The following is a 25,720-nucleotide window of genomic DNA, read 5'->3' as shown; positions in this document are numbered from 1 at the left end:
CCCGCCGTGCGGGCGTGCGCACGTCGGGCCCCGGTGCCCCGCCCGGCGTCGGACCTCAGCCCGCCCGGCGCCGCCCCTGCCGGGGGCCGTCCGCGCTGAGGTCGGTGAGGGCCTCGGTGAGGAGTTCGCGGGCCTCGTCGGCGCGGCCCTGCTCGATCAGGGCGGTGCCGAGTTCGGTGAGGGTCTTGGTCATGCTGTCCGGCCGGCCGATCGCCTCGTAGTGGGTCAGGGCCTGCCGGTAGGCCTTCTCGGCGGCCGACCAGCGCTGCAACGCGGCGCGGTCCAGGCCGAGTTCGTGCGCCGTCATGGCCGCCATCAGGTGCATCAGCGGCGAGTCCCAGCGCTCCACGAGTTCCAGGGCGCCGGCCAGCGCGCGCCGCCGGGACTCCACCGCCTCCTCGGCCCGGCCCGAGTCGCGCAGGCAGTTGGCCGCGCCGCGCAGCGTGACCAGCCTGCCGATCAGGCCGGAGCGGCCGTCGACGGCGGCGAAGGCGTCCGCGGCCCGGTGGTAGGCCTCGATGGCCTCCCGGTGCCGGCGCAGGTGCCGAAGGCCCGCGGCGAGGTAGGTCAGCGCCCAGCCCTCCTGCTCCCGCGCGCCGATCCGGCGGGCCAGTTCCAGCCCCTCGTTGGCCAGGTCGATGCCGCGCTGGTACCGGTGCAGGCAGGTGACGTACGTCCACGCCAGGTAGTTGACGTGGACGGCCTCGGCGAGCCGGTCGCCGCAGGCGCGGGCCGCGTCGACCGACAGCTGGAAGACCTCGGCCCAAATGTCCCAGCTCAGCAGCCGGTCGGAGAACCAGTGCATGGCCTCGGCGGTGTCGATGACCTCCCGGTGCCGGCCGGCGGCGAAGGCCTGGTGGAGGGCGGCCAGCCACTCCGGGTGCTCCTCCTCCAGCCAGCGCGCCGCCTCGGTGAGCGGCACCGGGGGGCCGGTCCGGTCCGGGTCCGCGCCGGGGGCGGTGTCGGTGTCGATGTCGGCCGCCGCGTGGTCCGGGTCGAACCGCAGGCCGAACTCGGCCGCCCGGCTCAGCAGCCAGTCGCCGGCCCTGGCCCGGGCCTGCGCCACCGCCTCGGGGCCCTCGTCCGCGCCGAGCCGTTCGCCCGCGTAGAGCCGGACCAGGTCGTGCAGCCGGTAGCGCTCCGGGGTGGCGAGCTGCACCAGCCCGGCGTCGATCAGCTGCTCCAGGACGAGTTCGGTCCGGACGACCGGCAGGCCCGCGTAGGCGGCGGCGACGGCGGCGGTGAAGTCGTGCCCGGCGGTCAGTGCGGAGCGACGCAGCACCAGCTGGGATTCGGCCGGCAGTCGCCGGTAGGACAGCGCGAAGGCCGGGCGGACGGCCAGGTCTCCGGTCTCCAGCAGGTCCAACCGGTGCTCCTCGGCGGCCAGTTGGCGCACCAGGTGGCTGACCGGCTGCTGCGGGCGGGCCACCAGCCGCTGCCCGGCGATGCGCAGCGCGAGCGGCAGGTATCCGCAGAGCCGGGCCAGTTCGGCGGTGGCGTCGGGCGCCCCGTCGATCCGCTCGCGGCCGGCGATCCGGGCCAGCAGGTCGGCGGCCTCGCCGGGGGCGAGGGCGTCCAGCCGAAGCCGGAGCACCGACTCCAGTCCGGGCAGGGCGTTGCGGCTGGTCACGAGGGTCACGGCGGGCCCGGAGCCGGGCAGCAGCGGGCGCACCTGGCTCTCGTCGGCGGCGTTGTCCAGGACCAGGACGAGCCGGCGCTCCCGCACCAGGGCCCGGTAGAGACCGGCCCGCTCCTCCGTCCCGGCGGGCACCGCGTTGTCGGCGACGCCCAGGGCGCGCAGCACCTGGCCGAGCGCGTCGCGGGCGGAGAGCGGGGTGGCGGCCATGCCGCCGAGGTCGAGCGAGAGCTGCCCGTCGGGGAAGAACGGGGCCAGGGTGTGTGCGGCGTGCAGGGCGAAGGCGGTCTTGCCGAGGCCGGGCTGACCGCTGATCAGCACCACCCGGGGATGGGCGGGCCGGTCGTCATCGGCCAGCTCGGCCAGCAGGGCGAGGGCGTCCTCGCGGGCGGTGAAGTCGGCGATGTCACGGGGCAGCGCGAGGGCGCCGGGCGCGAGCGGGGCGGCGGGCGCGGCGGCCTCGGTCGGGGCCGGCCCGGCGGGGGCGGGTACGGCCGGCCCGCGGGCGGGGACGGCGGCGGTCTGGGCAGGCCTGGTCCCCCGGGGGCGGCCGCACTGCGCGGCCCGGTCCAGCGCGGCGGCCTGCACGTCGTCCAGGCCCAGCGCCTCGGCCAGGGCCCGGACGGTACGCCGCTGCGGCCCGCGGGTGCGGCCGCGCTCCATGTCGCCGACGGCGCGCAGGCTGACCCCGGCCGCCGCGGCGAGCTCCTCCTGGGTCAGCCCCGCCGCCACCCGGTGCCCGGCCAGCAGGCGGCCGAAGTCGCCGGCCCCCTCGGTGTCCGTGCCCGTTCCCGTACCGCTCACAGCCGTCATGTCCCGCCCCTGCTAGCACCGTTACTTCTGCCAGGCGTTGTGCCTGATCGACCGCCCCAGGCAGAAGTATGCCCGGGCAGAAGTATGCCTCGTGTCCACCCCTTTCCCAGCATCGAGGGCCCAGCTCAGGCACCGGGTGCCCCGGTGGAGGCTGCGGCGTCCCACCGGCTGGCGGGACGGTTGCGCGTACTGGTTCTGCCCATAGTTCCGCCGGTGGTTGTGCCGATCGGACGGGTCGGACGGGTTGGACGGGGCGGACTGGTCAGACGAGGCGGACGAGGCGGACTGGTCGGACGAGGCGAGCGGGGCGGACCCGGCGGCGGGTCGGCGCAGCATCAGCGCTCCCCCGCCGCCAGGGCCTGGGCCTGCCGTCTGGCCGCGGCGCCCTCGGTGGTGCGGCCCAGTTCGCACAGCAGGTCGGCCAGCAGGCCGTGGGTGCGGGACTCCAGCCCGGTGTCGCCGACCGTTCGGCCCAGGGCAACGGCGAGTTGGGCCGTCGACAGGGCGGCGTCGCGGCGCCCGAGGGCGTGCAGGGCGCGGGCCCGGCTCTGGGTGGCGAGGACGGCCTCGGCGCCGCCGGAGCGGGTGGTGGCCACCCGAACGGCCTCGTCGGCGTGGACCAGGGCCGGCCCCGGGGAGCCGGCCAGGACCAGCGCGTCGGCGAGGTCGGTGAGCGCGCGGACGAGCAGTTCACCGACGGCCGGGGTGCGGGCCGCGCTCACCAGGTCGGTCATCAGCGGCAGGGCCTGGTCGTAGCGGCCGGCCCGCAGCAGCGCGCCGGCCACCCGGGCGCGGCAGTGGTGGCGCAGCAGTTGGTCGCCGGCCCGGTCGGCGGCGGCCACGGCCCGGTCCAGCTGCTGGACGGCGGTGCGGTGGGCGGCGCGGTCGACGTGCAGGACGGCGAGGTCGGTGGCCAGCCGGGCGACGGCCGCCTGGTCCGCGCAGGTGTGGGCGGCGCGCAGGCCGGCCTCGGTGACGGCGCGCCAGTGCGTCCGGTCGTGGCCGGTGGTCTCGTACAGCAGGCTTATCCGGTGGGCGAGTTGCCAGGATTCGGCGGTGCGGCCGAACTGTTCGGCGCAGACCACCACCGCGCGCAGGGCGCTCTCCTCGCGGCGGAACCAGGCGGCCGCCTCCGCCGAGGCCGCGCCGCCGCCCCCGGGCGCCCGGGCGGCGGTGGTCCAGCCGCCGGTGGTCCAGGCGGCGGTGGTCCAGCCGCCGGTGGTCCAGCCGCCGGTGGTCCAGGCGGCGGTGACCGCGAGGTAGTGGGCGATCAGCCGGTCGAGGGCGACGAACCGGTCGTCGCAGGTGAGTTCGGCGGCCTGCCGGGCCGCGTAGCGCCGGACCAGCTCGCGCCGGGCGTAGCGGCCGGGCGTGGTCTCCTCCAGCAGGTGGACGGCGTCGAGGCGGGTCAGCAGGGTGCGGGTGGTGGCGGGCGGCAGGTCGGCGAGCGCGGCGGCGGTGGCGGTGTCGATCACCGCGCCGGGGTGCAGGCCGAGCAGGGTGAACAGCCGGGCGGGGGCGGGCGGGAGGGTCCGGTAGGTGTGGTCCAGGGCGGTGGTGACGCCGACCGGGCCACGGTCGGTGCCGGCCAGGGTGGCGAGGCCGGCCTGCTCGTCGGCGAGTTCCGCGGCCAGGTCGCCCAGGGACCAGCCGGGGCGGGTGGCCAGCCGGGCGGCGGCCAGGCGCAGGGCGAGCGGCAGGTGGTCGCAGGCCGCGGCGAGGTCGGCGGCCGCCTGCGGTTCGGCGGCGACCCGGGCCGGGCCGAGGGTCCGGGCGAGCAGTTCGGCCGCGTCCTCGGCGCCGAGCACGCCCAGCGGGAGCGGGATGCCGCCGTCACGGACCAGCAGGTCGCGCAGCCGGCTGCGGCTGGTGACGACGGCGACGGGGGTGTCGGCGCCCTGGCCCCCGGTCGGTCCGTCCCCCGGCGGGGGCGGGTCGGGCAGCAGCGGGGCGAGCTGCTCGTACGAGAACGCGTCGTCCAGCACGATCAGCACCCGGCGGCCGGCCAGGAGCTCCCGGTAGCGCTGCTCCCGCTCGTCGGGCGAGCCGGGCAGGGCGTCCGCCCGCTCGCCGAGGGCAAGCAGGAACCCGGCCAGCACGTCGGCGGGTTCGCGGGGCCCGGCCGGGTCGAAGCCGCCCAGCTCGGCGTGCAGGACGCCGCCGGGGAAGTGCTCGGCGGACCGCTGCACCCAGTGCTGGACGAGGCTGGTCTTGCCGACCCCGGCCGGTCCGGTGACCAGGATCGGGTGGCCAGTCCGGACGGCGGCGGCCAGGGCCTCGTCGAGCCGGTCGAGTTCGGCCGACCGGCCGGTGAACCTGCGGTCCGGCGCGCCGCGTCTGGGGAGCCGGGCCGGTCTGGGTGGCGCGGCCCGCTCAGGGCCGTCCGCCGGGCGTTCGCCGGCGCGGCGCAGCTCCGGGCCGGGCGGGCCGGAGAGCCGGGCCACCGACCGGTCGTACCAGTCCGCCGCCTCGTCCCGGCGCCCGGCCTGGTCCAGGCAGCGGACCAGCCGGGCGGCCAGCGTCTGCCGGCTCGGGTGGGCGGCGGCCGCCATGGCCAGTTCGCCGGCGAGCTCGCCGCCGCGGCCGGCGTCGAGGAGGCCCTCGGCGAGCCGGTCCAGGGCGCGCAACCGCAGATCGGTGATGTCCGGCAGGGCGCGTTCGCGCAGCAGGGCGGACCCGCAGTCGACGAGGGCGGGGCCGCGGAACAGGTCCAGGGCGGCGCGCAGCAGGGGCACGACCGGATCGTGCTGGTCGGGCTCCGCGCGCCCGGCGGACGCGGCCGGGGCCGGGGCGGGCCGCAGCACGCCCGCCTGGTCGCAGAGCCGGCGGAACTGCAGCAGGTCGACCCGGTCGGGGTCGCCGGCCAGCAGGTAGCCGGCGCCGCGGGTGTCCAGGGTGAGTCCGGGGCCGTCGAGCAGTTGGCGCAGCACCGCGACGTGCCCCTGGAGTGCGGCGCGGGCGGTGGGGGGCGCCGCGCCGTCCCAGACCAGCTCGATCAGCTCGTCGGTGCCCACCGTCTGGTTGAGCCGGATGGCCAGGGTGCTCAGCAGCGCGCGGCGTTTGGGGGCCGAGGGTGTGACCGCCGTCCCGTCGTCCCGTCGTACGGCGACCGGCCCGAGCAGGTCGATGTGCATGCGGCCTTCTCCTCCCCCTGTCGCCGGCCGGATCCGCCGCCGGTGACAACCGCCGGCGTCTTCCCGGCGTCGTCTGAGGATAGGCCTGGTCCGGTCGCGTGCACGCGGCCGGATGGGGTCTGCGCGGATCTTGTGGATCTTGTCGGGTCGGACGCGGACCCCGCAGGATCCGCGGGCCCCGCCCGCAACGTCCGTTCCACCGGGCGCCGTCACGCGGTGGCGCCCGGGGAACGGGCGTTCTGGCGCGAACAGGACACTTCAGGGCACTACACTGCTCCACCCCGGGGGACACCCCGGACGTCAATGGGGCGGGGGGACGCCCTGGCCATCGTGGGGTGAAGTGGGGGTACTGGTGCGGATTCGGCTCCTCGGCCCGGTGGAGCTGCGGACCGGGACGGACGGCTTCGCCTCTCTCCCGGGGGCGCAGCGCAGGGCGATCCTGGCGCTGCTCGCCCTGCGGCTGGGCCGGGTGGTCGGGGTGGACGGCTTCTGCGAGCTGCTGTGGGGCGAGCGGCCGCCGGCCAGCGCCCGGGCCGCCCTGCAGGGGCACGTGGCCGCGCTGCGCAAGGCGATCGCCGACACCCCGTTCGTGCTGCACACCCGTTCGTCCGGCTACCTGCTGGCCGGTCCGGCCGAGGCCGTGGACGCGCTGCGCTTCGAGGAGCTGACCGACCGGGCCGCCGAACAGGCCGGACTCGGCTGCGGCACGGCGGACGCGCAGGCCATCGCGCTGCTGGAGGAGGCGTTGCGGCTGTGGCGCGGCGAGGCCCTGGCCGACCTGCCCGACACCGCCATGCGCGTGGCCGTGGTCGACCAGCTGGACCAGGCCCGCACCGCCGCCGTGCTCAGCTGGGCCGGGCTGCGGCTGCGCCAGGGCAGCGGGGTGGCGGCGGTGCCGGCCCTGGAACGGCAGGTACGGACCGACGGGCTGCGCGAGGAGCTGGTGGCGCTGCTGATGCGCTGCCTGCACCAGGCCGGACGGCCGGCGGACGCACTGTCCGCCTACCACCAGGCCCGGGTGCGGCTGGACCGCGAACTGGGGATCCGGCCCGGCCCGGCGCTCCAGGCGGCGCTCGCCGAGGTGCTGTCCGGGAGCCTGGCCGGGCAGCCGGCCCCGGCCCGTTCGGCGCCCCCGGCGGGCCCTCCGGCCGCGCCGCGGGTGCCCCGTCAACTCCCGCGCCGCCCGGTCGACTTCGTCGGCCGGGACACTGAGGGCCGCTGGCTGGACGGCGAGTGCGGCCCGGACCGCGCCGGCGACGGCCTGGCGCTGGTGGTCGGACCGGCCGGGGCCGGTAAGAGCGCGCTGGTCACCGCCTGGGCGCACCGCCGCGCCCCGCACTTCCCGGACGGGCAGCTGTTCGCCGACCTGCGGGGCCTCGACCCGGCCGGCCCGGCCGCCCCGGAGGACGCCCTCGGCGGCTTCCTGCGGGCCCTCGGGGTCTCCGAGGGCGCCGTCCCCGAGGACCGGGACGAACGGGCCGCGCTCTACCGCGACCGGACCAGGGGGCGGCGCCTGCTGGTGGTCCTGGACGACGCCGCCGACGCCGACCAGGTCGCCGACCTGCTGCCGCAGGGGCCCGGCTGCGCCGCCGTGGTGACCAGCCGCGGCTCGATTGAGGGGCTGGTGGCCGCCGACGGCGCGGCCCTGCTGCGCCTGCCCCCGCTGCCCGGGGACGACTCCCTGCGGCTGCTGGAGCGCGCGCTCACCCCCGACCGGCTGCGGGCCGAACCGGCCGCCGCCGCCGAACTGGCCGGGCTCTGCGACCACCTGCCGCTGGCGCTGCGGATCGCCGCCGCCCGGCTGGCCACCCGGCCGGACTGGACGATCGCCGAGCTGGTCGCCGAACTCGCCGACGAGCAGACCAGGCTGCCCGTCCTGGACGCCGACGGCGCGACCGGCGTCACCACCGAACTGCTCCTGACGTACCGCCGCCTCTCCCCCGGCGCCGCCGAGCTGCTCACCCTGCTGGCCGCCCACCCGGGCCGGGAGGTGGACACCCTGACCAGTGCCGCCCTGCTCGGCGCCGACCCGGCCACCGCCCGCCAGGCGCTCGGCGAACTCGCCTCCCACCACCTGCTCACCGGTGCGGCGCCCGGGCGCTACGGCCGCGCCGAGCTGGTCCGGCTGTTCAGCGCCGGGCTGCTCGCCGAGCAGCCCGAGCCGCGCCGACGCCTCGCCCGGGAGCGGCTGCTGGACTACTACCAGGCGGCGCTGCGGCAGGGCGGCGAGTTCATCGAGCCGGGCCAGGACCGCTCCGAGACGCCCGTCCACCCGCCGCGGGCCCTGCCACCGACCGACGGCATCCGCGCGGCACTGGACTGGTTCCAGACCGAGGAGCCGGCGATCCGCGCGCTGATCACCGGCACCGCCACCGACCCCGACCGGGTCTGGCGGCTGGCCATGGCCGCCGGCCGGCTGTACTACGGCTCCAGCCGGTTCACCGACTGGCTGAGCTGCCTGCGCGCGGGCGTCCGGGCCGCCGAGCGGTGCGGCGACGAACTGGCCGCCACCCAACTGCACAGCGCCCTGGCGAACGCCCTGCTCGGGCTGGAACGCCGCCAGGAGGCGGCCGAGGCGGCGCGCCGGGCGGTGACCGCCGGCGAGTCCGCGGCCGGTCCCGCGGGCCGCGCCGGGTACGCCCGCGCGCTCGCCACCCAGGCGCTGATCACCGCGATCCTGGGCAGCGCCACCGAGGCGGCCCGGCTGGCGTCCAGCGCGGCCGCGCTGGCCGTGGAGTCCGGCGACCCCCGGCCGCTGGCCGTCGCCCTGGTCCACCACAGCTGGGTGAGCCTGCTGGCCGGGGACCGGCACGGCGCGCTCCGGCAGGCCCGGGAGGCCAGGGAGCTGCTGCCCGCCCGCCCGGTCACCTCGATCCACCTGTGGTCGATGCTGACCGAGGCGCACACCCTGCCCCCGCACGGGCGCAGCGAGGCCGTCGACCTGGCGTGGCACCGGCTGCTGGCCGGCTGCGAGGAGGCGGGCCTGCTCTACCTCCAGGCCATCGCCGAACAGTCGCACGCCGCCTACCTGCTGAGCCGGGGCCGCGAACCGGAGGCCCTGGACCGGCTGCGCTCGGCGCTCGACCGCTTCCGCAGCCACGATCGACTGGCCGGAGTGCGGAGCGAGTTCACCACCAGCCTGGAGGAGTCGCTGAACTCGCGCACACCACAGCGGCGCTGACCGACTAACGGGTACCGGGTACCGGACGGCGATCAGCGACCGCCGGTCAGCGGGACGCGGGAACGGGTCAGCGGGACGCGGCGGCACCCGAGCGGTCGAGCGCGGCCGCCTGCCCACGCCCGTCGACCGGGGCGTAGCCGTGCTCCGCCGCGAGGACCGGGCGCAGCGCCCGGATCGCGTAGAAGTTGCGGGACTTGACCGTCCCCGGCGGCACCCCGAGCCGGGCCGCCGCCTCCACCACCGAGCGGTCCCGCAGGTGCAGTTCGACCAGCACCTCGCGGTGGTGCTTCTGCACCCGGCGCAGGGCCAGCGCGATGTCGCGCGCGACGACCACCTGCTCGTACGGGTCCTCGGCGAGCGGGCGGTCCTCCAGCGGCTCGCCGATCACCTCCTTGGCGCGGGCGGCGGCCATCCGGTAGTGGTCGATCGCGATCCGCCGGGCCACCGTGAACAGCCAGGGGCGGCTCTGCTCGGCACCGGCCGCCAGCGCCTCGGGGTGCTGCCAGGCGCGCAGCAGGGTCTCCTGGAGGATGTCCTCGGCCTTGCCCCGGTCGCCGCCGGTGGCGCGCAGCAGCGCGCGCAGCAGGTAGCCGCCGTGCAGCCGGTGGATCTCGGCGAGCGTGTCCGGGTCGAGGGTCGGGCGGGCCGCCTTCGGCGTGGCCTGTGCAGGGGCGGATCCCGTGGTGGCCGACGGGTCCGTACCGGCCACCGGGCCGGCGGGCGGCTGGGCGACGGACGTGGGCTGGGCGACGGGCTGCTTCGACACGCGCGGCCTCTCAGATCGGGCAAGGGCAGGGCGACACACCGACCGGACGTCCCCGGCGGCTACGGCAGCAGACTGCCCGTGGCCGCCAAGGCCGCACCAACGATCCGCCAACGCCCCGGCCCCGCACGGCCGGGCCGCCGGTCGGAACACCGCACGGCAATTCGCCGGCCATCTCGCAGCCATCTCACGGCCACCCGGCCGCCCGCTCAGGCCTCGTTGAGCGCCCGCACCAGCTCCTGGACCCCGTCCTCCCCCCGGTGCTCGATCAGCACCGCGACCCAGGTCGCCAGCCGCTCCCGCTCCGGCGCCGACCAGCCCGGCGCCGACGGGTGCTCGTCGACCACCAGCGCCGCCGCCAGCTCCCGCAACCCCGGTGCGGGCTCCGGTCTCCACCGCTCGGTCGGCAGCGCCCGCAGGGCGAGCCGCCGGGCGGCGGCGGTCACCTCCTCGGCCGTGCCCTCGGGCACCTCCAGCGCGGGCGGCCCGGGCTGGCTCGGCTCCTCCTGCCGCACCAGCGCCGCGACGACCTCGCGCACGTCCGGCCCGTCCGATTCCATCGTTGCCCCTCCCCCCATCCCGTCGCACGGGACTCACGCCGGCTCCTCCTGCATGGCACTCGACGCGCACCGAGTGCCACCGAAGACGGTATCTACTGACAGCCGGTCCAGCAGAGGGTTTTCCGGTACCGCCGGGCGGCTGCCGCTCAGCTGCCGCCCGCGCGCCGTTTCGGTCGGCGGCGGGGCGCCCGGCCGGGCCGCCGCGCTTCGGGAGCACCGCGCACGCCGGGCGGGCGCCGGCCCCGCACGGCGACGCCGGCCCCGGCCGCCGCCGGAACCGGGCCGCCGCCGGCGTTCGCGCTGGTGGCGCGGGTCACACCGACCGGAAGACCGGCCGACAGCGGCGGACCGGCCGTCGTGACGGCGCGGCTCCTGGTGGCGCGCATGAGCTCCTCCGAGCAGGACGAGGGGCGCGAGGTGCGCCCTGTCCCGCTCAACGGACCTTCCGCCGGGGGCGGTTCACCGATGCGCAGGGTGACGCGCGGTGAACCGGAACGGGCCCCGCGCCCGTAGTCCCGACTGAACGCACCGACGGTCCGGCCCGGCGCACCGTGAACGCAGGAGATCACCCGATGGCTTTCTCCGACGGCACCCCCGACGAGGGGGCCGCCGCCGCCACGGAGCGGCCCGACTACACACCCGCCGCCTGGCCCGAGCCCGTCCCGCTGCTCCCCCGGCAGCCCCTCGACCCGCTCGGCACCGTCCTGATCCCGCCCACCGAACGGCGGCTGTTCGCCCGCACGCCGGCCCCGAAGGCGAAGCTGCCCGGTGCGCCCGCCCTCACGGCCGTACCCGCGGCGCCCGCTCTCGCCCCGGCCGCCGCCCCCGCCGCGCGCCAGGAAGGGGCGGCCCACCCGCGCGCCCTGCGGCTGCCCTTCGGCGGTGGCACGGAGGCCCGGCGCCGCCGCCTCGTGGAGCGGATCCGGACCCCGCTGCGCAGCTGCCACCGGATCGCCCTCCTGGGCAGGCCCGCCGAGGGCGTCCCGGTCACGCTCGGCGCCCTCCTGGCACAGCACCGGCCCGACCCGGTGATCGTCCTCGACCTCGCCGACGCCGCCCGCGTCTCGCACGCCGACCGGCGGATCCTCGACCGGAGCGCGGCCGGTCGGCTCGACATCCTCGCCGTCCGCCCGGACACCCCGGGCCCCGCGTTCCGGGACGCCCTGACCGACCTCAGCGGCCGCTACCCGATGATCCTCAGCGACACCACGGCCGCCGCGGGCGACGTCCAGCTCACGGCCGTCGAACTCGCCGACCAACTGGTCATCTGCGAACACGCCTCCGCCGACGGCGCCCGCAACGCCTCCGCGCTCATCGACCACCTGACCTCCCGAGGCCACGGCGACCTCGTCCGCGGCGGCACCGTCGTCTTCGCCCCCAGCCCGCCCACCGAGCGCCCCGTCGCCGACCACCAGCTCCTCGCGCACTTCCGCACCCTCTGCCGCGACGTCGTCCTCCTCCCCGCGCACACCCCCGGCGCCCCCGGCCGGCTCCGCCCCCACACCCACCTCGCCTACCTCGAACTCGCCGCCCTCGTCGGCGACGCCTTGGGACGTGTCTGACGGCTCCCGCCGGGCGCACGACGTCCGGGCACGCACCTCGCCGCGTCGGCGTCGGTCGCCGATGGCCCCCAGCCTCCGCCTTGCGATGCACGCACCCAAGTGCCGCACCCAGACGCCGCACCCAGACGCCGCACGCTGATCCGAGGCGAATGGTCGGACCCGCCCTCACCATCCGCCGCACCGCCTGAGGCCGCCCGCCCGCCCGCCCGCCCGTCGAGAACGGGTACGAGTGCTCGCCGGGCCGCCACGGCGCTGCCGCACGACCGCCACGGCGCCGACGGTCGAGGGCACGACGCCGCCACTCGGGGCCGCGGCAGGGGCCGACGGTCGAGGGAGCGGCGCCCACCGCCCGAGGAGCGGCACGCCGGTGAGGCGGGAGGACGGCCAGGCCGGCCTCTCACACCTGGCCGTCCTCCGGCCTCCCCGGGCGCCAACCGCGGGCGCGGGCACGCGGCGCGACGGCGCCGGTGGCGGCGACGAGGGCGATGACGGCCAGTGAGGCCAGCGAGATCACCGTGGCCTGGGTGGGGGCGGTGGAGGCGGGTGGGACGGGCGGCATGGCGAGGGCGGCCGGTGTCGCGGTGGGGGGCGCCTGGTCGGGGGCCGTGAGCTGGGTGACGGCGGCGACGGGGTCGACGGTGCCGTAGCCGACCTGCGGGTCGGGGGTGGTGACGGTGTGGTAGGCGGTGGTCTCCAGGCGCCGGATCAGCTGGTCGGCGGTGAGGTCCGGGTGGCTGGCGAGGGTGAGGGCGGCGGTGGCGGCGACGAAGGCGGCGGCGAAGCTCGGCCCGGCCGCGGTGTAGTTGCCGCCGGGGGCCGGGCCGGTGCCGGTGACGGCGTCGCCCGGGGCGGCGAGGTCGACCCGGCCGCCGACCGCGACGGCTCCGGCGCCCGAGGGCAGGGCACCACCGGGGGCGAGGTCGCGAACGGCGAGGACCTCGGCGTAGGCGGCCGGGTAGGCAGGCCCCGGTTTCCCCGAGCCCGGCTGGACGTCGGGGGCGGCGGGCGCGACGATGACCGCCCCCTTGCTCCGGGCCGACCGCACCGCGCCGGCGAGCGCGTCGTTGCCGGCCGGCAGCGCCGCCCCGACCGCGATGATCCGCGCGCCCCGCTCGCTCGCCGCCGTGATCCCCTGGGCGAGCAGGTCCGCCGTCGTGGCACCGCCGTCGTCGGTGACGGACACGGCGAGGATCCTGGCCCGCGGGGCGAGCCCGGCGAAGCCCGTCCCGTCGCGGCGGTCGGCGGCGATCAGGCCGGCCAGGAAGGTGCCGTGGCCGACGCAGTCACGGGCGGGGTCACCGCCTCCGGTGAGTTTGGGGGCGTAGTCGAGGCGGCCGGCGAGCAGTCCGGTGCCGTCGGTCACGCCGGAGCCGAGGACGGCGACGGTGACGCCGTCGCCCTGGCTGAGCGGCCAGACCCGGTCGGGGCGCAGGAAGGTCTGGGGCCAGGGCGTGAGCGGGGTGCGCTTGGTGGACGGGGGCAGGCAGCCGGCCGGCTTCCCGGCCGCGTCGCGCCGCAGCTGGGTGACGCCCGGGAGGCTGTCGTCGCCGGCGGGGGTGTCCGCGAGGGCCGTGCCCGCCGTCGGCAGCAGCAGTCCGACGGCGAGGAGGGCGGCCGCCGTCCTCACGCGAGGCTGCCGATCCGCCCGGCCGGGATGTCCTGGGGCAGCAGCAGGCTGAGTTCGTCCAGGTCCGCCACCTCCAGCCGGGAGAGCCGACCGGCCTGCCGGGTGATCATCGACTCCAGCACCTGCCGGGCGAAGCGCCCGTTCCCGAAGGACCGGTCGCGCGGGACGGTGCCGAAGAGTTCGCCGAGCGCCGCCAGCGTCTCCGGGGGGCAGTGGTACCCGGCGGTCTCCGCCTGGAGGCGGACGATGGTGACGAGTTCGTCGTCCGCGTAGTGGTCGAAGGTGATCTCGCGGGAGAAGCGGGAGGCCAGACCGGGGTTGGAGGAGAGGAAGCCGCGCATCTCCTCCTGGTAGCCGGCCACGATCACCACGACCTCGTCGCGGTGGTCCTCCATCAGCTTCATCAGGGTGTCGACGGCCTCCTGGCCGAAGTCGCCGCCGGTGCCGTTGCGGGGTGTCAGGGTGTAGGCCTCGTCGATGAAGAGCACGCCGCCGCGGGCGCGTTCGAAGGCGTCGCGGGTGAGCTGGGCGGTGTGGCCGATGTAGCGGCCGACGAGGTCGGCGCGGGCGGTCTCGATGAGCTGGCCGGCCGGCAGGACGTCGAGTTCGGCGAGGAGTTCGCCGTAGAGCCGGGCGACGGTGGTCTTGCCGGTGCCGGGCGGGCCGGAGAAGACCAGGTGGTGGCTGATGGTGGCGGCGGGCAGTCCGGCCTCGACGCGGCGGCGGGTCTGCCGGGTCAGGTTGACCAGGTCCTCGACCTGTTCCTTCGCGGCGGCGAGGCCGACCATGCCGCGCAGCCGGTCGAGCAGGCCGGGCTCCTCGGGCTCGTCGGCTCCGGCGGCGGCGCGGGCGACGGCGGCGGCGGCCTGCTCACCGACGTCGGCGGGGAACAGCCGGCTGAGGTCGGCGTTGTCGAAGTCCTCCAGTTCGGCGAGCCGGGAGGCCTGGCGGTCGACCATCTCCTCGAAGACCTTGCGGGCGGCGCGGCCGTTGCCGAAGTCGGCGCCCTTGGGCATCCGGTCGAAGTGGACGGCGAGGGCCTCGCGGGTGCCGTCGGCGAGTTCGTAGCCGTGGCCCGCGGCGGCGTGTTCGACGATGGTGGTGAGCTCGTCGACGCTGTAGTTCTGGAACTCGACGGTGCGGCTGAACCGCGAGGCGAGGCCCGGGTTGGAGGCCAGGAAGTCGCGGATCTCGTTCTCGTACCCGGCGACGATCACCACCAGGTCCTCGCGGTGGTCCTCCATCAGCTTGACGATGGTGTCGATGGCCTCGCGGCCGAAGTCCGGTCCCGTCCCGCCGGAGCCGGCCGACAGGGTGTACGCCTCGTCGATGAAGAGCACGCCGCCGAGCGCCTCCATGACGACCTCGGTGGTCTTGAGCGCGGTGCCGCCGATGATCGAGGCGACGAGGTCGGCGCGGGCGACCTCGACCAGGTGGCCGCTGCGCAGCACGCCGAGTTCGGCGAGGATGGCGCCGTAGAGCCGGGCGACGGTGGTCTTGCCGGTGCCGGGCGGCCCGGCGAACACCAGGTGGCGACTCATCGGGAGCGCGGGCAGCCCGGCCTGTTCGCGGCGCCGCGCCAGCTTGTTGAGGTTGACCAGGGTGGCGACCTGCTCCTTGACGCCCTCCAGGCCGACCAGGGTCTGCAGGACGGCCTGCGGGCCCTGCGGCCCGGGGGCGGCGGTGCCCTCCTTCGGGGTGCCGTCGGCGGACTCGTCCTCGTCCCCGGCGGCGGTCGCCGCGGCGGTGGCCGTGCCGTTCGCGTCGGGCGAGCGGTTGTCCCGGCTGTCGAGGTTCTCGACGGCGAGCCGGTCGGTGGGCTCGCTCTGCCGCAGCCCGGCGCCCTGGTTCTCGGCGGTGACGCAGTCGGTGAGCCGGACGGGTTCGGCGGACTCCGAGCGCAGGCCGTCCACCGTGTTGTCGGTCAGCTGGCAGCCGGTGAGGGTGGCGCGGGCGCCGGGCAGCAGGTGGAGCCCGTGGCGGCGGTTGGCCCGCAGCCTGGTCCTGGTCGCGGTGAGTTCGCCGCCGTGTTCGACGCTGGCGCCGTCGAACGCGTTGTCGGCGGACTCGACGTCGCGCAGGGTGGCGATGCCCTCGGCGCCGATCGAGATGCCGCAGGCCTTGCTGCCGCGCACCAGGCTGCCGCCGAGGTAGGTGTTGGCCCCGTCGGCGATCCGGATGCCGTTCTTGCCCGCGTCGAGCACGGTGGCGTCCTCGATCCGGCCGCGCCCGTCCCGCAGCACCTCGACGCCGTGGCCGCCGGCGTCCGTGACGGTGGCGCGGCGCAGCAGCGGGTTGGCACCGTCGCGGATGACGATGCCGACGCCGGCCGCGTCGCGCACCTCCAGCCGGTCGAACTCGGCGGCGCTCTCCCCGGTGAGTTCGACGCCGTCGGTCTCGCTGTCGCGCACCACGGCCCGCACCAGGCTGGGGCTGGCCGATTCGTCGACGTGGATGCCGGCCTGCGCGGCGGCGGTGACCTCGCAGTCCTCGAAGGTGCCGCGGGCGCGGTCGGCGATGTGCAGGCCGTGGCCCTGGCTGCGGACGGCGCGGCAGCGGCGCAGCAGCGGGTCCGTGCCGTTGGTGAGGACGTAGCCGTGGCCGCGCACGGCGGTGACGGTGCACTCCTCCAGCACGACCCGGGCGGTGGAGCCGAGGAAGACGCCGACCGCGCTGTCGCGGACCTCGGTGCGCAGCAGACGGGTGGTGCTCTGCTCCTCCAGGGCCACGGCGGGTTTGTCGGTGGCGGAGATCTCGCAGTCCTCGATGACGCCGCGCGCCTCCCCGTTGGCGCAGATGCCGTTGCCGCGCGCGTCGCGCAGGACGCAGCGCCGCACGGTGGGGTTGGCCCGTTCGCCGATCACCAGGGCGGAGGTGCCGAGGTGCTCGATGACGCTGTCCTCGATGACGCTGGCGCCGGTGGAGGTCTCGACCAGCCCGGCGCCGGCGGTGTTGACCACCCGGCAGCCGCGCATGGCCAGTTCGCCCTGCTGGCGGGTGAGGACGGCCGTCCAGGCGTTGCCGATCACTTCGCAGTCCTGTAGCGCGAGCTGGCCGCGCGGGACGTCGACGGCGGGCAGGTCGTCGTCCTGCCCCTGGATCACCAGGCCGGTCAGCTGGACGGCCTCGGCCAGGACCTGGACCACCGAGCCACGGCGCGGACTGATCCGCACGCTGCCCCGGACGTCCTCGGCGGTGATGGTCACCACCTTGGTGAGCACCAGGTTCTCCTCGTACCGGCCGGGGCGTACGGAGATCACCGCGCCGCTGCGGGCTGCCTGGAGGGCCTCGCCGATCGTGCGGTAGGAGCCGCGTTCCCGCTGCTCCGCGCAGACCGTCAGCACCGGGCGCGACATGCCTGGGGGTTCCCTTCGTCGTGGGGCGTTCGTTCGTGACCTGCTCGGAGGATGAGGGTCAGGTCAGGGTGTGCAGGTGACGCGCATGGCGCTGGCCGCGTGGTGGGCGTAGGTCTTGTTACCGCCGACCCAGTCCTGGCCGCGGGTGTGCAGGGTGACGGACAGCGAGCCGCGGTACTGGAAGGTGCCCTCGCCGACCCAACGACCCTGGTTGGAGGCCTGGTTGATCTTGAAGTCGCTCGACCCGCTGCCGCTCTGCACGGTGTAGTAGGTCGGGTTCCCGCCGACCTTCTTCACGTCCCCGCTGGCCGGGATGTAGACGTCCAGGGTGCAGCTGGTGACCTTGTCCAGGGTGAAGGTCCACACCACCGAGTTGCCGTCGTCCTTGGTGTCCCCGGACATCGGCACCGACGTGTACGTCCCGTTGCAGCCGTCGCCGCTCCAGCCGCCGGAGTTGCTCCGCCAGCCGGAGTCGCCCTGGTCGAACCAGCCCTTCTGGCTGTACGCACCACTCTTGTTGCCGCAGTACGGGCCGGTGACCACGACGGTGGGCGCGGGCTTCTGCGCGGGCGGCGGCGCGGGGTTCTGCGAAGCCGGCTGCTGGGGCGCGGGGTTCTGCGGGGCCGGCTGCTGCGGCGCGGGGTTCTGCGGGGCCGGGTTGGCGGCGCCACCGGCCGCGCTCCCCGCCGCGCCACCTGCGGCGGCAGCGGCTGCGGCGCCGGATCCGGAGCCGCCCTGGGTACGGCCTGGCGCGGCGTTCGAACTCGCCGTGCCACCGCCGGGGTTGGCGGCTCCGCCGGTTCGACCGGCGGAGCCGCCCGCGCCTCCGCTGCCGGCGGCACCGTTCGGGGCCGAGGCCGGCTGGTCGCCCGGGGTGGGCGTGCCCGTGCCGGCGTCCGCGGCCGGGACCGCCGCGTCGGGCTGCCCGGGGGCGGGGCTGCCGCCGGAGCCGCTGGTACCGCCGTGCTCGTCGAAGTTCGGGACGAAGCCGTTGCCGCCGTCCCCGCCGCTCTGCCCGTAGCCGGGCGGGGCGTCCGCCTGGGCCGGGCCGCCCTTGTGCTCGTTGCCGCCGAGCTGGGTCACCACCACCGAGGTGCCCACCAGCACCAGGCCGACGGCGACGGCCGCCGCGATCATCGGGCGGGAGACCCGGCCCGGCCGGGGGCCCTGGTCCGTGCCGGTGTCGGTGGTGGGCTCGGCGACGCTCGCGGCGGCCACCGCCTCGGGCGTCCCGGCGGCGGTGGGTGCTGCGGCGGCGCGTGCTGCGGCGGCCGTGGCCGTGTCGGGTGCGGGCACGGGCGGGACGGCGGGCGGTGTGGCAGGCCGCTCGCGCTCCGCCTGCGCGGGCAGCACCGCGGTCGCGGCGCCGGAACCCGCCTCCGCCGCTTCGCCCTTCGCCGCTTCACCCTTCGCCGAGGCGGTTCCCTCCGCGGTGCCCGTCGCCGACGCGCCCTCCGCCGGCTCGGCCTCCGCCGCCAGGGCCCAGTTCACCTCCGGGAGCTGGAACCCGGCGCCCGTCCGCCCCGCCTCGCCGCGCTTCTCCTCGGCCACCATGCATCCCCTGCACTCGACGACACTCCTGTGGGGAGGTACGGACGGAGTGACCGAACCGGTTCAGCCGCTACGAACCGACCGTCCAGACCGGCTCCTCGTCGGAGTCGGGCGGGGTCAGGACGAAGGAGACCGCCCGTTCCAGCACCGCCGCGTCCGGCGCCGCCCACGGGCCGCCGCCCTGCGCTCGGACGTGCGCGAGCAGCTCCGGGTCGGGCGCCAGCCCGTACTCGTCGAGGTAGTACGTCACGGTGTCGGTCCAGATCCAGGACCCGTCGGTCCGGAAGCCCATCGGGACGATGGAGCGCCGCCGCCGGTCCACCACGTCGTCCATCAGCATCGGCGTCAGCAGCACCGCCGCGCCCGCGCGCAGGTAGCGGACGAGGGCCTCGCGCTCCGCTCGCTCCTCGATCCTCGGCCGGTCCGGCCCGAAGCCCGGCCCCGTCACCGGGTCCACGGCGTCGAACACCGACGCCAACCGGAAGTCGTCCCGCATCGTCCCGCTCATCCCGCATTCCTCCCGCCGGTTCGCTCCTACGCTCCCTCGTACGGACGGAGGGCCGCCCCGGGTTCACCGCGGTCGCCCGTGCGCCGGTGGACGACTCGACCGGCTGGGTCGGGGTCGGGGCCCGCCACCGGCCGGGGAGAGCGGGAGGGTCCGCCGGGACGCCCCCGCTGCACGGCGTCACCGGCCGGCCGCGCCGCCGAGGTCCAGCAGGTAGCGGGCCGGGTCGGCGGGGCGGATGCGGTCGGCGGGAGCCACGGCGTCGCGCCGGGCCAGCCAGCTGCGCAGACGGTCAGGGCGCGGGCGGACCCCGCCGATCTCGTGGAGCAGCACCCGGGCCGGACGCCCGGCCGTCTCGTCCGGCAGGTCGACGTCCACCACCTCGAACTCCGTCCCCGGGGCGAAGATCACGGTCGGCTGGTCGCCGGGCTCGCCGAAGGCCGAGCTGCGGCGGCCACCGACGGACCAGATGGCGAACTCCACCCCGACGTCCTCGCCGAAGTCCGCGCCCGGCGCCGCCAGGCCGCTGACCGGGGCCCGCTCGGTGAGCACGGTTCCCGGGGTGTAGGCGGCCAGGTCGGCCGACTCGGCCGGGCCGACCACCAGCACGCCGCCGTAGTGGCTGGGCAGCCGCCGGAGCCCGGCCGCGAGGCAGCGCAGGTACGGGCCGAACGGGCCCGGAGCGCCCGACCGCGCGGCGGCGCGGAGTTCGGCGCGTTCGGCCAGGACGGTCGAGTCGGTGTGGTGGAGCAGCACGGCGACCAGTTCGGGCCGCGGATCTCCCTCGTCGGCCCGGGCGCGCAGGCCGGGCAGGCGGGTCGCGACGTCCTCGGCCCGCCGGACGAAGCGCTGGTACGCGGGCCCGAGGAGGGCGACCAGGGCCGCGCGGTCCTCGGCGGGGGTGGAGAGCTCGACCAGGTCGGGCGAGGGGGCGATCGGCGGCACCGGGGTCTGCTCGGGAGCCTGCGCCGGGGCCTGCTCGGGGGCCTGCGCCGGGGCCTGCTCGGGGGCAGAGCCGGCCGCGGGTCCGGGAGTCGAGTGTGCCCCGGCCCGGTCCACCGTGGTTCCCGTGGCCTCAGCGGCCTCCGTGGCCTCCGTGGCCTCCGTGGACACGGACACGGAGGCCACGGGCACGGGCACGGGATCGAGCACCGGGTCGGGGGCTGGCACCTCCTCCGCTGCGGCGGCCTCCTCCGAGGCGGCCGCAGGCGCGGACCCTGCCCCGAGGTCGGGGTCCTCGGTGGGCGGCGTGTGGTCGCCTCCCCCGGGTGCGGCACTCGCTTCCGGCTCCACGGCCCGGCCGGTGCCCGCGTCCGGGGCCACCGTCGTTCCGCCGTCACCCGCCACGGCCGCGACCGGCTCCGGGGCGGGTACGGGAGCGGGAGCGGGGTGTTCCCCGGGCTCTCCTCCGAAGACCCCCATCGTGGCCATGGGGACCGGTACGGCCACCGGATCTGTCCCGGTCTCGGGCTCAGTCGCCGTCCCGGTCTCGGTCCCGGGCTCAGTCGCCGTCCCGGTCTCGAACGCCGGATCGGGCTCGGCCACCGGCTCCGGTGACCAGGACTCGGTGGGCACCGGCAGCGGCGCCAGGTCCGTCTCCGACCCCGCCTCCGCCTCCGGCAACGCTCCGAGCTCCGCCGACGCGGGCTCAGGTGCAAGCTCAGATGCAAGCTCAGCTGCGGGTACGGGCGCAGGCCCAGCCACAAGCGCGGGCGCCACCTCCGGGCCGGGCGCCGGCGCGGCAACCGGCCCGGCAGCCGACGCGGCGGCGGGTCCGACCCAGTCGAGCCCGTACAGCCGGGCGCAGAAACGCCCGACCGCCCCGGACTCGATGTCCAGCGTCCCCGCGACGGCGAGGGCGAGGCGCGCGGGCGCCGGCGGGAGCGCGCCGAGCACGGCCCCGAGGTGGTCCCAGACGCTCTCGGGGACGGGGCGCCCCGGAGACCCGACGACCAGGACGGGGTGCCCCGGGTCGGGTCGGCGGAGGCGGGGGCCGCGGTCCGCGGTGGCGGCCGGGCGGAGCCAGAGCCCTGCCGCGACGGCTTCCAGTTCCCAGCCGGGGAAGGCCGGGTAGCGCGCGGGCCCGGGGGCGGCGGGCAGGTCCGGCCGGCTGCGCCAGCCGACGGCCGTAACGGTGCGGTCGGTCGGGCAGGCGACCAGTTCGGTGAGGTAGGGCTCCCACCCTTCGGTCCCGTCCGCGGCGAGGTGGACGTGGCGCAGCCCGGCCGTGCCCCGGACCGGCAGGCCGACGGCCGCCCGGACCTCCCGGCCCAGCGAGGCCGCCGAGACCGCCGCGAGTTCGATGAGCTCGACCGGCGCGGCCCACGGCGCGCTCAGGGTGAGGCGCGCGTCCTCCGCCACCGTCCCGAGCAGCAGCGCCGCGGCGTTGGCGAGCTGGGCTCCGGTGGGCAGCCGCCCGTCCGGTTCGCCGAGGACGAGCAGCAGCCCGTCGTCGGTCGCGGCCGCGTGGTCCAGCGCGGCGGGCCGTGCCCGGCCCGCGGTTTCGGTGACCCAGTACGCATCGCGCGCCAGCGGGGTGATGGTGGCCGCGGCGGGCCACCGCGCGCCGAGCGGTTCGGCCCGGAGCTGGGCGCCGCCCGGCGGGCAGCGCCACCAGGAGCCGCCCCCGGCCGACAGCGTTCCGTCCGTCTCGATGCTGACCACCGCGTCGGGCGCGACGATCGTCAGCCCGGAGCGGGCGGCGAGCAGTTCGGCGGGCCGCCGTCCGTCCGGCCCGATCGCGGCGAGTCCGGAGGCGGCGAGCACCAGCACGTCGGCGTCGCGCTCACCCGCCGCCCGCACGAGGTCGTCGAGCGAGGCGAGCAGCACGGGCGCGGCGTCCGCGGCGGCGGCCAGCAGCAGCAGTGCGCGGGGTTCGGCCCGGACGGGCGCGAGGGCTTCGGCCAGTCCGGCGGCCTCCGCGCCGGGCGGCGCGATGACGTAGTGCGGGCCGAGCTCCCGCAGCGTGGAGGCGGTCACCGGCCGGTCTCCGGTTCGTCCGCCACGTGCCCGGTCTGCACCTGGACGGTGCGTCGCCGGGTGATGTAGAGGCCTCGCCCGGCGGGGAACTGCCGGGGCTTGACGTTGCCGAACAGGTACCCCTCCGAGGGCGGGCAGGAGAGCAGCAGGGAGGGCGAGTTGACCTCCTGAAGCTTGCGCATCAGCGGGTCGCCGAGGGCTCGCCCGACGCCGTTGGCACCGCGCGCGACGACCAGGTGCAGGCCGATCTCGGCGCCCTGGGAGAGGTCTTCGAGCAAGGCCGCGAACGGGTGGGCGCCGCTGGTGGAGCCGACGAGGTCGTAGTCGTCGACGAGGATGAACAGTTCGGGCCCAGTCCACCAGTCGCGCAGCCTGAGCCGGGCGGGGGTGATGTCCGCGGGCGGGATGCGGTTCTTCATGGCGCGCGAGGCGCCGTCGACGATCTGGCGGAGCTTGTCGACGGCCACCGCGTAGCCGAGCTGGTACTCCTGGGGCACCGCGTCGAACAGGCCGCGCCGGTAGTCGACCAGCATGATCCGCGCCTCGGCGGGGGTGTAGGCCGAGGTGATGGCGTTGATCATGAGCCGCAGCAGGTTGGTCTTGCCGGATTCGCTGTCGCCGACGACCAGCAGGTGCGGGCTCTCCTCGAAGTCGTGCCACAGCGGCGAGACCTCGGTGTCCTCCAGACCGATCGAGACGCGCAGCCGGCCCTCGGGGGCGGGGAGCCCGGCGGCGTCGAGGGTGAGCGGGAGCATCCGGACCTCGGGGGCCCGTGGGCCGGTCCAGTGGGCGGCGACGGCGTCGACCAGGTCGGCGACACCGTCGCCGAGGTCGTCGGTGTTGCCGGAGCCGTCGATCCGGGGCAGGGCGGTGAGGAAGTGCAGCTGCTCGTCGGTGAGGCCGCGGCCGGGCAGCTTGGGGACCTTGGCGGCCGCACGCATGTTGATGACGGAGTCGACGGAGTCGCCGAGCCGCAGTTCGAAGCGGGTCTGCAACTGGTCGCGCAGGCCGCCGCTGATCTCGCCCCAGCGGGTGGTGGCGATGACCAGGTGGACGCCGTAGTTGAGGCCGCGCTGGGAGATCAGGGTGAGCGGCTGGACGAGGTCGCCGAACTCCTGGCGCAGGGTGTTCCAGCCGTCGATGACGAGGAAGACGTCGCCGTGCGGGTCGTCGGGCAGTTCCCCGGCGGCCTTGCGGCGGCGGAAGGACGCGATGGAGTCGATGCCGAGTTCGGCGAAGTACTGCTCGCGGCGGGTGATGATGGCGTTGACCTCGGCGACGGTGCGCAGCACCCGTTCGCCGTCGTGCCGGCCGGTGACGCCGCCGAGGTGCGGCAGTCCGCGCAGGGCGGAGAGCGTGCCACCGCCGAAGTCCAGGCAGTAGAACTGGACTTCGCGCGGGGTGTGGGTGAGGGCGAGGCCGGTGATCAGGGTGCGCAGCATGGTGCTCTTGCCGCTCTGCGGGGCGCCGGCGATGCCGACGTGGCCGCCGGCGCCGGCCAGGTCGGCGGTGAGCAGGTCGCGAAGCTGCTGGAAGGGGCGGTCGACGATGCCGACCGGCAGGCCGAGCGCGCCGTGGGAGCGCTCGTCCTCGGTGGTGAGGCCGCGCTCGGGGTGCGGGACGAGCGGCGGCAGCAGTTCGTCGAGGGTGGGCGGGACGTCCAGGGGCGGCAGCCAGACCCGGTGGGCGGGCGGTCCGGCGTCGCGCAGCCGGCCGGCGGCGACCTCCAGCAGCGAACCGTCGGACGTCTGCTCCTCCTCGGGCTCGGCTGCGGTCGCCGGGAGGTGACGCGGCAGCACGTAGTCGGTGCCGTAGGCGACGACCTGCCCGGCGAGGGCGGCCTGCTGGGAGGCCCGGCGCTTGGGCCGGTACGGCCCGGAGACGTAGGCGGCCTTGAACCGGGTGAGGGTGGAGATGTCGCTGCGCAGGAAGCCGTTGCCGGGCTGGGAGGGCAGCTGGTAGGCGTCGGGGACGCCGAGGACGCCGCGGCTCTCCATCGCGGAGAAGGTGCGCAGGCCGATCCGGTAGGACAGGTGGGACTCCAGCGCGCTCATCCGGCCCTCGTCGAGGCGCTGGGAGGCGAGCAGCAGGTGGACGCCGAGCGAGCGGCCGAGCCGGCCGATCATCACGAAGAGTTCCATGAAGTCCCGGTGCGCGGACAGCAGTTCGCTGAACTCGTCGACGACGACGAAGAGCGTGGGCAGCGGGCGCAGCGCGGCGCCGCCGGCGCGCGCCGTCTCGTAGTCCAGCAGCGAGGCGTAGCCGGCCTCGCGCAGCAGCTCCTGGCGGCGGATGAGTTCGCCGTGCAGGGCGTCGCGCATGCGGTCGACCAGCGCGGCCTCGTCGGCCAGGTTGGTGATCACGGCGGAGGTGTGCGGCAGGCCGTCCAGGCCGAGGAAGGTCGCACCGCCCTTGAAGTCGACCAGGACGAAGTTGAGCACCTCGGAGGAGTGGGTGACGGCGAGGGCCATGACCAGGGTGCGCAGCAGTTCGGACTTGCCGGAGCCGGTGGCGCCGATCAGCATGCCGTGCGGGCCCATGCCGCCCTGCGCGGACTCCTTCAGGTCGAGGTCGACCGGGCGGCCGTCCGGGCCGAGTCCGAGCGGGACGCGCAGCCGCTGCGCGATGCCGCGCTGGCCCCAGAGCCCCTCGACGTCCAGGGTGTTGAGGTCGGGGATGCCGAGCAGGGCGGTCAGGTCGAAGTCCGTGGCGAGCGGCTCGGCGACGTCCACGCCGTCGGCGATGCGGTAGCGGGCGAGCAGCGCGGCGAGGCGGGTCGCGGCGGGCACGGCGAGCGCGTCGGGGCGTCCGAGGTCGGTGACGACGTCCTTGCGGTTGCGGTCGGCGCCGATCATGGCGAGCCGTCCGTCGTCGATCCGCAGCCGCAGGGTGGTGCGGGCCGCACGCCACTCCAGGCTGTCGGACAGGTCGATCAGGACGGCGTTGCGGTAGCCGGTGAGCGCGGCGCGGCTGCCGCTGTGGGCGCCGGGGCCGTCGAGCACCAGGACGGTGAAGGGCTCGTCCCGGCTGGGCACGGCGTCCGGTTCGAAGGCCGGGCGGCTGGTGAACTCCTCGCCCAGCAGCTGCTCGACCTCGCCGAGGCTGCCGGCGACCAGCCGGACCGGGCCGGCGCCGTCCGTGTCGGCCGGGTGCAGGGCGTGCGGCAGCCACTTGGCCCAGTCCCAGGCGGCCCGCCGCTCGGCGTCGGTGACGACGGCGATGCGCAGTTCGTCCGGGCCGTGCACAACGGCGAGTTGGGCGAGCACGGCGCGCACCAGGGCGCGGGCGGCCTCCGGGTCCTCGGCGCGCAGCAGCAGCTGGGCGAAGCCGCGCAGGTGGATCGCCATCGGCTGGTCGGCGACGGTGCCGTAGGCGTGGATGAAGCGGCGCAGCGCGTGCGCGCACAGCGGCTCCAGGTCCTCGACCGGCTTGGTGGCCAGCGGGGCGAGCGGGGTGGCCAGGCGCTGGGCGCCGACCGCGATCCGGACGTCGCTGAAGTCCGGGTGGGCGGCGCGCCGCTCCCACAGCCGGGTGGTGCCCACCAGTGACCACAGCTCGTCCGGGGCCGGGTGCCGCCAGGCGAGCGCCTGCCGCTGGGCGTCGACCGAACGCCGCACCTGGCGGCGCACCTGCGACAGGTAGCGCAGGTAGTCGCGGCGCTCGCCGCGCAGCTGCTGCTTGCGGTCGCTGGAACCGCGGATCAGCTGGGTGACCAGCATGCCGACAGCGGACAGCGCCATCATCCCCATCGCGACGTAGCTGAGGGCGCCACCGCCGCCCTCGCCGCCGCCCGGGTGCAGGAACATGAAGACCATCGACAGCGAGCCGAGCGCCATCGGGGCCATGCTGATCACGCTCGCCATGCCGCTCTGCTTCTCCGGCAGACCCGGCGGCTCCTGCAACTGGATCTCGCCGTCCGGCATCTCGGGCCCCGGGCGCCGGGGCGTCCGGGTGACCAGCACAACGCTCACTCAGGGCTCCTCACTGTGACGGGCTCCTCACTGCGACAGCCGTCCCTCTGGCTCACGGACGGCGTGGCACCCGGGGTTCAAC

At 76.6% G+C, this 25,720-nt stretch carries 12 protein-coding genes; 2 read left to right on the top strand and 10 right to left on the bottom strand.

The window, feature by feature from the left end; translation table 11 throughout:
- Positions 1-55: 55 nt before the first annotated feature.
- Both ACIPLC_RS10725 and ACIPLC_RS10720 read right to left on the bottom strand, forming a co-directional pair.
- Positions 56-2,449, bottom strand: coding sequence for an ATP-binding protein (locus tag ACIPLC_RS10725; RefSeq protein ID WP_400472594.1), 2,394 nt, complete (start codon positions 2,447-2,449; stop codon positions 56-58).
- A gap of 335 nt (positions 2,450-2,784) precedes the next feature.
- Complete coding sequence (locus tag ACIPLC_RS10720; RefSeq protein ID WP_400472593.1) at positions 2,785-5,583, bottom strand: BTAD domain-containing putative transcriptional regulator; 2,799 nt, start codon at positions 5,581-5,583, stop codon at positions 2,785-2,787.
- A gap of 352 nt (positions 5,584-5,935) precedes the next feature.
- Here ACIPLC_RS10720 and ACIPLC_RS10715 point away from each other — a divergent pair, with 352 nt between their 5' ends.
- Entirely contained in the window at positions 5,936-8,764 is a 2,829-nt protein-coding gene (locus tag ACIPLC_RS10715; RefSeq protein ID WP_400472592.1) for a BTAD domain-containing putative transcriptional regulator, read from the top strand.
- Between the two features lie 67 nt (positions 8,765-8,831).
- Here ACIPLC_RS10715 and ACIPLC_RS10710 read toward each other — a convergent pair whose 3' ends face one another.
- Both ACIPLC_RS10710 and ACIPLC_RS10705 read right to left on the bottom strand, forming a co-directional pair.
- Positions 8,832-9,530, bottom strand: a complete 699-nt coding sequence (locus ACIPLC_RS10710; RefSeq protein ID WP_400472591.1) for a sigma-70 family RNA polymerase sigma factor — start codon at positions 9,528-9,530, stop codon at positions 8,832-8,834.
- Positions 9,531-9,736: 206 nt separating this feature from the next.
- Entirely contained in the window at positions 9,737-10,087 is a 351-nt protein-coding gene (locus ACIPLC_RS10705) for a hypothetical protein (protein WP_400472590.1), read from the bottom strand.
- 572 nt (positions 10,088-10,659) lie between these two features.
- Here ACIPLC_RS10705 and ACIPLC_RS10700 point away from each other — a divergent pair.
- The gene (locus ACIPLC_RS10700; RefSeq protein ID WP_400472589.1) at positions 10,660-11,649 is read left to right on the top strand and encodes a MinD/ParA family protein; all 990 of its coding nucleotides are present in this window, start codon (positions 10,660-10,662) and stop codon (positions 11,647-11,649) included.
- Positions 11,650-12,046: 397 nt separating this feature from the next.
- Here ACIPLC_RS10700 and ACIPLC_RS10695 read toward each other — a convergent pair whose 3' ends face one another.
- The 6 genes from ACIPLC_RS10695 to eccCa all read right to left on the bottom strand — a co-directional run bounded on the left by ACIPLC_RS10695 (position 12,047) and on the right by eccCa (position 25,590).
- The gene (locus tag ACIPLC_RS10695; protein ID WP_400472588.1) at positions 12,047-13,276 is read right to left on the bottom strand and encodes a S8 family serine peptidase; all 1,230 of its coding nucleotides are present in this window, start codon (positions 13,274-13,276) and stop codon (positions 12,047-12,049) included.
- A complete protein-coding gene (locus tag ACIPLC_RS10690; protein ID WP_400472587.1) occupies positions 13,273-16,632 on the bottom strand; it encodes a right-handed parallel beta-helix repeat-containing protein in 3,360 nt (1,119 codons plus the stop codon). Before ACIPLC_RS10690 ends, ACIPLC_RS10695 begins: the two co-directional genes overlap by 4 nt.
- A gap of 63 nt (positions 16,633-16,695) precedes the next feature.
- On the bottom strand, positions 16,696-18,186 hold the full coding sequence (locus ACIPLC_RS10685) for a hypothetical protein (RefSeq protein ID WP_400472586.1): 1,491 nt from the start codon (positions 18,184-18,186) through the stop codon (positions 16,696-16,698).
- Between the two features lie 67 nt (positions 18,187-18,253).
- Entirely contained in the window at positions 18,254-18,691 is a 438-nt protein-coding gene (locus ACIPLC_RS10680) for a hypothetical protein (protein WP_400472585.1), read from the bottom strand.
- Between the two features lie 177 nt (positions 18,692-18,868).
- Complete coding sequence (locus ACIPLC_RS10675) at positions 18,869-21,667, bottom strand: hypothetical protein (RefSeq protein WP_400472584.1); 2,799 nt, start codon at positions 21,665-21,667, stop codon at positions 18,869-18,871.
- Positions 21,664-25,590, bottom strand: coding sequence for a type VII secretion protein EccCa (gene eccCa, locus ACIPLC_RS10670; protein ID WP_400472689.1), 3,927 nt, complete (start codon positions 25,588-25,590; stop codon positions 21,664-21,666). The genes ACIPLC_RS10675 and eccCa overlap by 4 nt, the downstream gene beginning before the upstream one ends.
- Positions 25,591-25,720: the final 130 nt, after the last annotated feature.

This window comes from Kitasatospora sp. NPDC086801, from assembly GCF_044745805.1.
Lineage (GTDB): Bacteria > Actinomycetota > Actinomycetes > Streptomycetales > Streptomycetaceae > Kitasatospora.
The sequence above is the reverse complement of the archived record's forward strand: the minus strand, read 5'-3'. Positions and strand labels throughout refer to the sequence as shown.